Source organism: Bradyrhizobium sp. F1.4.3 (assembly GCF_040548375.1).
GTDB lineage: Bacteria > Pseudomonadota > Alphaproteobacteria > Rhizobiales > Xanthobacteraceae > Bradyrhizobium.
Genome location: NZ_JBEPRN010000001.1, coordinates 1,527,765 through 1,535,493, shown reverse-complemented (window position 1 = coordinate 1,535,493; position 7,729 = coordinate 1,527,765). Strand labels below are relative to the sequence as shown.

General features: G+C 65.2%; 7 protein-coding genes. 1 reads left to right on the top strand and 6 read right to left on the bottom strand.

The annotated features are described in order from the left end of the window. Nucleotides 1-104 precede the first annotated feature (104 nt). From ABIB73_RS07420 to ABIB73_RS07405, 4 genes are all read right to left on the bottom strand, one after another. Nucleotides 105-734 carry a LysE family translocator gene (locus tag ABIB73_RS07420; protein WP_354222497.1) on the bottom strand — a complete coding sequence of 210 codons (630 nt, stop codon included), beginning with the start codon at nt 732-734 and terminating at the stop codon, nt 105-107. A gap of 203 nt (nt 735-937) precedes the next feature. Beyond that, nucleotides 938-1,900: an amidohydrolase family protein gene (locus tag ABIB73_RS07415; protein WP_354222495.1), complete on the bottom strand. Its 963-nt coding sequence runs from the start codon at nt 1,898-1,900 to the stop codon at nt 938-940. A 52-nt stretch (nt 1,901-1,952) separates the two neighbouring features. Next, nucleotides 1,953-2,510 (bottom strand): P-loop NTPase family protein, encoded by a 558-nt coding sequence (locus ABIB73_RS07410; protein WP_354222493.1) that lies wholly within the window; start codon nt 2,508-2,510, stop codon nt 1,953-1,955. Between the two features lie 20 nt (nt 2,511-2,530). Beyond that, nucleotides 2,531-3,961, bottom strand: coding sequence for a TolC family outer membrane protein (locus ABIB73_RS07405; RefSeq protein ID WP_502918394.1), 1,431 nt, complete (start codon nt 3,959-3,961; stop codon nt 2,531-2,533). Nucleotides 3,962-4,183: 222 nt separating this feature from the next. Between ABIB73_RS07405 and ABIB73_RS07400 the strand changes: the two genes are divergently transcribed. Then, nucleotides 4,184-6,043, top strand: coding sequence for an acetyl-CoA hydrolase/transferase C-terminal domain-containing protein (locus ABIB73_RS07400; RefSeq protein ID WP_354222600.1), 1,860 nt, complete (start codon nt 4,184-4,186; stop codon nt 6,041-6,043). A gap of 4 nt (nt 6,044-6,047) precedes the next feature. Here the strand turns inward: ABIB73_RS07400 and ABIB73_RS07395 are convergent, their stop codons facing one another. Further along, nucleotides 6,048-6,827: an enoyl-CoA hydratase gene (locus ABIB73_RS07395; RefSeq protein ID WP_354222489.1), complete on the bottom strand. Its 780-nt coding sequence runs from the start codon at nt 6,825-6,827 to the stop codon at nt 6,048-6,050. A gap of 124 nt (nt 6,828-6,951) precedes the next feature. Then, nucleotides 6,952-7,614: a hypothetical protein gene (locus tag ABIB73_RS07390; RefSeq protein WP_354222487.1), complete on the bottom strand. Its 663-nt coding sequence runs from the start codon at nt 7,612-7,614 to the stop codon at nt 6,952-6,954. Nucleotides 7,615-7,729 lie beyond the last annotated feature (115 nt).

The window sequence follows — 7,729 nt, the reverse complement described above, 5'->3', positions numbered from 1 at the left end:
TTCGCCCACTGCTCGTCCGTCAAAACGAATCGGTGCATCCAAAGCTCCTTTCGGAGCTTGAATCACGGATGTTCCAATCTGTGAATCCTGAATCTTAACAGACCCTAGCCTAACATCCGCTGCGCGATCCGCACCAGCATCGTGGTGCCAAGTCCGAGCAGCATCAGGCTCGCGAACCGGCGGCTCAACGACAGCATTCGTGGCGTCAGTCGTGACCGTGCGGTTGCGACCATCGTGCTGAGCATCGTCCACCAGATCGCCGAGCCGACGAAGACGCCCGCGACCAGCGGTGGCGCGGCGGACTGCGTCGAGAACGCGTGCAGCGCCGCCAGGAACAGGATGACCGTGAGTGGATTGGTCAATCCGAGCGCGATGGCGCTGAGATAAGCGCGCGTCAGACGCACGCCATCGACATCGCCCGTGTCCTGAAGCGCAATGGAGCCACGATGGGTCCGAACCGCAAACCACAGCAGCGTGAGGGCCGAGACGATGCCGAAGCCTGCTGTATTGGCCTCGACCCAAGGCTGCGCAAGCGTGCCGAGGCCCAACACTGCAAACGCGCTGTAGGCGAGATGCACGGTCGCGGCACCAAAGCCCGTTGCAAGTCCCGTGGCCATGCCCGACGCCAATGTGCGCTGAATGCACAGCATGCCCATTGGCCCGATCGGAGCCGCAACAGTGAAGCCAATTCCAATGCCGGACACGAGCGCGGCAAGATAATGCGATAAAGGCATGCGACCGCACGAACAAATAAAATCTGTGCGTGTGCGTACCGGCGAAACCGAAGCGTCGCGTCAACCGTACGGCTGAGAAGCGGACGGGAGCACAAACACGTTCGTGTGAGCCGATGTCGCGCTGTGCTCTCGCGACAACAGTTCCATGACTCGACATGAAACCACGTCGCACTTCGTTTGAACCTAATCGGACTTGTCGCGACTCAGAAGCCGTAGAGCCGCGCCGGATTGTCGACCAGGATTGTCTTGCGCACGTCGGCATCCGGCGCCCACACCGGAAGCTGATTGAGCAGGCGGCCGTCGTCGATCGGGTAGAGCGGCGCGATATCCGTGGCTTTCCGCCCCTCGACATGGCTCGAATCCGGATGCGGCCAGTCGGTGCCCCAGACGATGCGGTCCGCATTCGCCGCGATCAGCGCGCGCGCATAGGGCACCATGTCCTTATAATCGGGCGCGAGCTTTGAGGACCGATAGGCTCCGGAGATCTTCACATAGGCCTTGCCGGATTTGACGAGCGCGATCAGGTCCGCAAATCCCGGCTGCTCCAGCCCAAGTGACGCCTCGAGGCCGCCAAAATGGTCGAACACCGCCGGCACCGGAGCGGCCAGCACGAGATCCTTGATCGCGGTAATCATCGGCAGCGTGGTGTAGAGCTGCACGTGCCAGCCGCGCGCCTTCATCCGCTCGACGGCCGCCGTAAAGCGGGCGCGGCCGACATTGGGATCGCTGATGCCGCCGGTGGCGAGATTGATGCGGATGCCGCGGAATCCATCCTGCTGCATGGCATCGAGCTGGGCCTCCGTGGTCTTGTCGTCGATCACCGCCACCCCGCGCGCGGTCGCGCCGCGTGCCTTCATGCCGAACAAGGTGGAGGAGTTGTCGGTGCCGTAGACGCTCGGTGTCACGATCACCACGCGCTCGATATGCAGCGCCTTGTGCAGCGCGGCCATTTCTTCGGGGCTCGCCGGCTCAGGCGTATAGACCCGCCCTGCGAAGAACGGAAATTTTTCGACATCGCCATGGATGTGGGTGTGGCAGTCGCAGGCATAGGCCGGAACGTCGAAGTTGACCGGCGTCGCCGGCTGTGACGCCCGGGCGTGGGCTCTGTTGGTCATGGCTACTCCGGCGGCAAGGGAGGCAAGCAGGATGCTGCGTCGGTTGAGCATGGTTTCTCTCCCTGCTTCATTCTTTAACGGTGGTCTCGGAGACCATATCACATCAGCCGGGCAATCGCCGCGCTTCGCTGCATAGCAGCTCGACCAGGTCGGCAATGGGGCGCGAACCGTCGACGCGTACCACCGGGCAAAGCAGGCCCGCGAGCCACGCCTCATGTTTTGCGAGACTGCGGCCTTCGCGATCGCCGGCTTCGTAGTGCGAGGCCCATTCGACGAACGACTCAGTCTCATCATGTCGCCAGCCGCCCGGTGCGACGGCATCGGCGCCGAAATGCGTGGCCTCGCGGGCTCGCAGGCGCCTCAACCGGATTTCGCGCGGCGTGGTCACGTAGACGACGAGATCGAACAACGGGATGAGCTCGTCACCCCATCCGGTCACGGTCCCGCTCAGTACCCAATCGAGGCGCGGCAGGAACATCTCACGCATCAAGCGCAGGCGCTCGGAGGCAGGGCGGGTCGTCTGGTAGGGCGGCGCGGTCGGCAGCCAGAAGTAATCGTCGCTGTCGTGATGCGGAAGCGCAAGTCGACCGGCGAGGGCGCGACCCAGGGTCGTCACGCCGGAGCCCGAAGCTCCCATCAAATGAATGCGGTGGCTCTTCATGGGCACCAGAAGATTTGAAACTACTGCCCCGAGGGCGTACGCAGGCCGTGCCAGGCGTCGCGGACCTGCTGGTAGTGCACCTCGGGCAAATAGTCCGGTGTGTTCAGGCTCAGCGTCTTGACGTCGAGATGGCCGACGGCGCTGAGCAGCGTGTAGGAGGCGATCACGCGGTCGCGTAGTGCGCCGATCAGGCGCGCCTTGGCCTGGATCAGGTCGGCCTGCGAGTTCAGCACGTCCACCGTCGTGCGCTGTCCGCCGGCAGCTTCCCGCTGCACGCCCTGGAGCGCGACCGTCGCGGCCTTCACCTCGGACTCCGAAGCCGAGACCGCGATCTTGGCGCCCTCATTGGCAACCCAGGCGCTGGTCGCCGCCGTGCGCGCCTGGTTGCGCACCTGGTCGAGCACCAGCCGGCTCTGTGCCGTAACTTCCTTGGCCTGCCGTGTCTGCGACGCAGCCTGGCCGCCGTCATAGATCGGGGCGGTGACATTGGCCACAATCGAGGCCTGGTCGTTGGCGAAGGTGCCGAGCGTCGGGTCGTTGTCACGGCTGCGGCTGGCGCTGCCCTGGATGCTGGCGCTCGGCAGCAGTGCGCCTTCGGCGACGCGGATGTTGGTGGAGGCGACATCGACGTCGAAGCCAGCGGCCATCACGGCCGGGTGCTCGCGGATCGCCATCGTCATCGAGTCTTCGCGGCTCTTCGGCAGATAGCGATCGACCACCTCGGCGGGCCGAAGCGCCGACGGCCCATTGCCGATCACCTGCGCGTAAGTGGCCTGGCTCACCGCAAGCGCGACTTCGGCGGCATTGAGATCGGCAAGCCCGCGGCTCAGACGCGCCTCGGCCTGGGCGGTATCGGTCGGCGTGACGTCGCCGGCATTGAGGCGGCGCTGGGTGACGGACAGCGTCTCGCGCAGGAAGGCGACATTGGAGCGCTGGGCATCGACCAGCGACTGGTTGGCGAGCACGTTGGTGTAGGCGGTCACCGCATCGAGCAGCACGCCCTGGCCGACATTGCGCAGCGCCTCGCGGCCCGACTGCACCTGAAGTTCTGCCACCCGTACGCTGTTGGCGGTGCGGAACCCGTTGAACAGGGTCTGCGTCACCGTGACGCCGATGACCCATGGCTTCAGGTTCGCAGTCTGGATGGTGTTGTCGGGCAGCAGGTTGCGCACCGATTGCAGGCCGGCGCTGAGGCTCGCCACGATCTGTGGCCGGTAGCCGGCGAGCGCCTGCGGCACATTCTCGTCAGTGGCGCGCTGCCGCGCGCGTTCTGCATTGAGCTGCGGATTGGTCTGGTAGGCCTTGGCCAGCGCCTCGGGCAGGGCTTCGGCCCAGGCAGCAGTGGGCAGGGCGCAAGACAGCGCCAGCGTGGTCCATGTCGCCAGGACAGGACCCACGCCCGATCGATGCCGCGTCATCTCGCGACCAGCTCTGGCGGCACGCCCAATCATGAAATCCCGCAAACCCTGGCTGTCCGCCCCCGCCGACGGCGGCCTCTTACCTGTTTAACCAGCGCCGGTCTCGCAGGCAAACTGCCGCGGACGAAACCCCCATGAAATCCGTGCTTGTTGCAGGTGCGTCACACACCAATCCCATCCCAAATGCGTTATAGGGATCCACGGCGCCTTCCGATTCCGTCAGGTGCCTGTCATGCGGCCCGGACCCCACGGATGATGCCGAAATTCTTCTCCGACCCCGATGCTCTCGCGGAGGAGATCATTCGCGATGTCGGAACCAACTTGGTGGTCGGACTGCCGCTCGGCCTCGGGAAGGCCAATCACGTCGTCAATGCCCTCTATGCGCGGGCAGGCTCGGATCCTTACATCAAGCTGACACTGCTCTCGGCGTTGACATTGGAAAAGCCGCGACCGAAGGGCCTGATCGAGCATCGCTTCATCACGCCCGTGATCGACCGCCTGTTCGGCGGCTATCCTGATCTGGCCTATGCCGACGCGCTGCGCGAGGGCCGGCTGCCGCCCAACATCAACGTCATCGAATTTTTCTTTCTTGCGGGACGCTGGCTGCACGTGCCGGCCGCGCAGCAGAATTACATCTCGGCCAACTATACCCACGCAGCCGGCTATCTGCTCGCTCGCGGGCTCAACGTGGTGACCCAGCTGGTGGCGAAGCGCGTCGTTGACGGCGAGCCGCGCTACAGTCTGTCTTGCAACACTGACACGACGCTGGACGTGCTGCGCGAGCGTCGCGCCGGACGTGCCTCGTTCAAGCTGATCGCGCAGGTGAATTCCGAACTGCCGTTCATGCCTGGCGCAGGCGATCTTTCGGCCGAGGAGTTCAGTGCGGTGCTGGAGAGTCCGGTGACCGACTTTCCTCTCTTTGCCCCGCCGTCGGAGCCGATCTCCGACGCCAAATATGCCATCGGGCTGAATGCGGCATCGCTGGTCCGCGATGGCGGCACGCTTCAGATCGGCATCGGGCAGATCGGCGACGCGCTGGCGCAGGGCCTGATCCTGCGCCACCGCGACAGCGGCGCTTTTCATGACGTCGTAACGCGGCTGTCACCGGCGCGGCCGGCTGTCGCGCAGGAAGCCGGCGCCTTCGAGACCGGCCTCTATGGCGTCAGCGAGATGCTGACCGAGGCGTTCATCGGCCTGATCGACACCGGCATTCTCAAGCGCGCCGTCGATGGCGTGGTGCTGCACGGCGCCTTCTTTCTGGGTCCAAAATCCTTCTATCGCGCGTTGCGCGAGATGTCGCCGGATCAGATCGCGCGCATCCAAATGATGCCGGTGTCGTTCACCAACGAGCTCTATGGTGAGGAGGAGGAGAAGCGCCGCGCCCGCATCGATGCGCGCTTCATCAACAACACGATGATGGCGACGCTGCTGGGCGCGGCCGTTTCCGATGGCCTTGACGACGGGCAGGTGGTGAGCGGCGTCGGCGGACAGTACAATTTTGTGGCGCAGGCCTTCGCGCTGAAGGGGGCAAGATCGGTCCTGACGCTCGAGGCGACGCGGCGAGCCGGCCGCGCGCTGAAATCCAACATTCTCTGGCACTACGGACACGAGACCATCCCACGGCATCTGCGCGATGTCTTCGTCACCGAGTATGGCGTCGCCGACCTCAGGGGAAAGTCGGATGCCGACGTCATCGCGAGCATGCTGGCGCTCGCGGATTCGCGGTTTCAGGACGAACTGGCACGGGTCGCACAGGACGCTGGCAAACTGCCGCGCGGCTATGAGATACCTGCGGCGCACCGCGAAAACCATCCCGAGCGGATCGCGACTGCGCTCAAGCCCGCGCGCGACGCGGGATTGCTGCCATCGTTTCCGTTCGGCTGCGATTTCTCCGAGGTCGAGCAACGCCTCATCCCGGCGCTGGAGATCCTGCAAGCCGCGCAACGTTCACCGCGGGCGCTCGCAGGCTTGCTGTGGCAGGGGTTACTGCGAACCCCAGACGGCGCCGACGAGGAATGTCTCGTACGCCTCGGCCTCGATCGCCCAAAAACGTGGGCTGAACGTGGCTATCGGGCATTGGTGAGCGCGGCCCTCGCCCAGAGCCGTGCGGCGTAGCCACCTACCGGTTCTTGTTCACCGGTTTCCGCTTCTCGATGAACGCCGCCATGCCTTCGGAGCGGTCTTCGAGTGCAAAGGTCGAATGGAACAGGTTGCGTTCGACGCTCATGCCCTCGGCGAGCGTGGTCTCGAAGGCGCGGTTCACCGCTTCCTTGGCCATCGCGGCCGCGGGCTGCGACATCGCGGCGATCTTCTCTGCCGCCGCCATCGCCTCGTCTATCAGCTTGTCCGCCGGGACGATGCGGCTGACGAGGCCGCTTCGCTCGGCTTCGGCGGCATCCATCATGCGACCGGTGAGGCAGAGATCCATTGCCTTCGCCTTGCCGATCGCGCGGGTCAGGCGCTGGGTGCCGCCGATGCCGGGGATGGTGCCGAGCGTGATCTCCGGCTGGCCGAATTTGGCGGTGTCGGCGGCGATGATGAAATCGCACATCATGGCGAGCTCGCAGCCGCCGCCAAGCGCATAGCCCGCGACCGCCGCGATGGTCGGCTTGCGGCAGCGCGCGACACGGTCGCCGCCGATCGCGGCAAAATCCTCGGAGAACATGTCGATGAAGCCCTTCGGCTGCATCTCCTTGATGTCGGCGCCGGCGGCGAAGGCCTTCTCGCTGCCGGTCACAATGATGCAGCCGATGGTGTCATCGGCCTCGAGATCCTCAACCGCCGCCGCGATCTCGCGGAAGACGCCGAAGGAGAGCGCATTGAGCAGCTTCGGCCGGTTCAGCCTGATGATGCCGACCGCGCCTTTGCTTTCGACGATGATGTGTTCGAACGTGCTCATGCTCCACCCACGCTTTTGATTGAGCGGGCAATGTGCCCGCTGGCGCGGTGGGCTTCAAGGGGCCCGAGGGGGGGACCAAGGGCTGCCGGAACGCGCGGCGAATGCGCGTCCCGGGCAGGGGCCGTCAGGCCATGAACATGCGTGCGGCGGAGGCCAGCGTCAGCAGCGTGCCGACGCCGATAAAGATCTTGCCGATCAGGGAGCTCTGGTCCCAGGCCGAGCTCGGCTGGCTGCTTGCCATCACCGGCGCCGGACGCGGCTGCGCGTCGGTTGCGGCGATCACGGCCTTCTGCGCGGGCGGGTTTTCTTGTTGCAGGGCGCGGTCGATGTCGTTGAGTTGGTCGGGTGCGACCACCTGGTTCTCGGCGCCCGGCGTGGCGGTGTTATCGGCCGCTGCCTGCACATTGTCGTTGGCGCGGCCCGTCATCGCGGAGGCGGCCGCAGCGGGCGGCGTGTCGGCGGCGGCGAGCTGGGCTTTGGCATTGGCGACTTCCGGCGGCATCTGGCTCGAGGCCGGGACGTCATTGCCGGCCTTAGTGTTCGCCTTGGCCTCGTCGGCCTGCGGCGCGGCGTCCTTCTTGTCGTCAGATTTCTGCGCCGTCTTGCTGCTGCTCTGGTGGGAATAGTGGCGCCGCTGCTTGCTCGGCTTGGCAGTGTCGGCCTGCTTGCTCACGCTGTCCGGCTTGGAGCTTGCGGCAGAGCTCGGCGCGGCCTGTGCAGCGCCCCCGAACAGCAGGACTAGTCCGGCTAGTAGAATCAATGCCGCGCGCCCGCTGGCTTTCATCATGTTGACGATCTCCCCAATTCACCCGTCCCGGGAGCGAACAGAGACCCCGGCGCATGACGACAGCGGGGCAAAAAATGGGAATCTTCGGGCTAGACCGGGCAAAAACGGGGCAAAC

What these genes read in the sequence shown, in the direction of transcription:
- ABIB73_RS07420 (WP_354222497.1), bottom strand. Translation starts at nt 734, where the DNA reads ATGCCTTTATCGCATTATCTTGCCGCGCTCGTGTCCGGCATTGGAATT.
- ABIB73_RS07415 (WP_354222495.1), bottom strand. Translation starts at nt 1,900, where the DNA reads ATGCTCAACCGACGCAGCATCCTGCTTGCCTCCCTTGCCGCCGGAGTA.
- ABIB73_RS07410 (WP_354222493.1), bottom strand. Translation starts at nt 2,510, where the DNA reads ATGAAGAGCCACCGCATTCATTTGATGGGAGCTTCGGGCTCCGGCGTG.
- ABIB73_RS07405 (WP_502918394.1), bottom strand. Translation starts at nt 3,961, where the DNA reads ATGATTGGGCGTGCCGCCAGAGCTGGTCGCGAGATGACGCGGCATCGA.
- ABIB73_RS07400 (WP_354222600.1), top strand. Translation starts at nt 4,184, where the DNA reads ATGCCGAAATTCTTCTCCGACCCCGATGCTCTCGCGGAGGAGATCATT.
- ABIB73_RS07395 (WP_354222489.1), bottom strand. Translation starts at nt 6,827, where the DNA reads ATGAGCACGTTCGAACACATCATCGTCGAAAGCAAAGGCGCGGTCGGC.
- ABIB73_RS07390 (WP_354222487.1), bottom strand. Translation starts at nt 7,614, where the DNA reads ATGATGAAAGCCAGCGGGCGCGCGGCATTGATTCTACTAGCCGGACTA.